Consider the following 763-nt stretch of genomic DNA (forward strand, 5'->3'; position numbering starts at 1 on the left):
GTCGTGTTCTGCAATTACCAGAATCGTCATGCCTGTCTCCTTACAGAACCTTGGCTTCGTTCTTGAGCTTTTCCACCAGCGTCTTCACGTCCGGCACCATCACGCCAGCGCTGCGCTTCGGCGGTTCGACGACTTTCAGCGTTTTCAGGCGCGGCGCGACATCGACGCCGAGGTCCGCGGGCTTGAGCGTCTCCAACGGCTTCTTTTTCGCCTTCATGATGTTGGGCAGCGTGACATAGCGCGGCTCGTTCAGGCGCAAATCCGTGGTGATCACGGCGGGCAACTTCAGCGACAGCGTTTCCGCCCCGCCATCGACTTCGCGCGAGACGGTGGCCTTGCCATCGGCTACCACCACTTTCGACGCAAACGTCGCCTGCGGCAGTCCCGCCAGCGCAGCCAGCATCTGGCCGGTCTGGTTGGAGTCGTCGTCGATGGCCTGCTTGCCGAGGATCACCAGTTGCGGCTGCTCCTTGTCCACCAGCGCCTTGAGGATCTTCGCGACCGCGAGCGGCTGCAATTCGTCGGCGGATTCGACCAGAATGCCGCGGTCCGCGCCGATCGCCATCGCGGTGCGCAGCGTCTCCTGACACTGCGTCACGCCGCACGACACGGCAATCACTTCGGTCGCCACACCGGCTTCCTTCAGACGTACGGCCTCTTCCACCGCGATTTCATCGAACGGGTTCATCGACATCTTCACATTGGCGATATCGACTCCCGTGTTGTCCGACTTCACGCGGACCTTCACGTTGTAGTCGACCAC

The 763-nt window shown here is 61.7% G+C and carries 1 protein-coding gene; it reads right to left on the reverse strand.

Translation table 11 applies throughout. From position 1 onward, the window contains the following. Positions 1–40 precede the first annotated feature (40 nt). On the reverse strand, positions 41–763 hold a 723-nt coding region (locus tag BG61_RS38720), incomplete at its 5' end, for an electron transfer flavoprotein subunit beta/FixA family protein (protein ID WP_241486509.1).

The organism is Caballeronia glathei (assembly GCF_000698595.1).
Taxonomy (GTDB): Bacteria; Pseudomonadota; Gammaproteobacteria; order Burkholderiales; family Burkholderiaceae; genus Caballeronia; species Caballeronia glathei.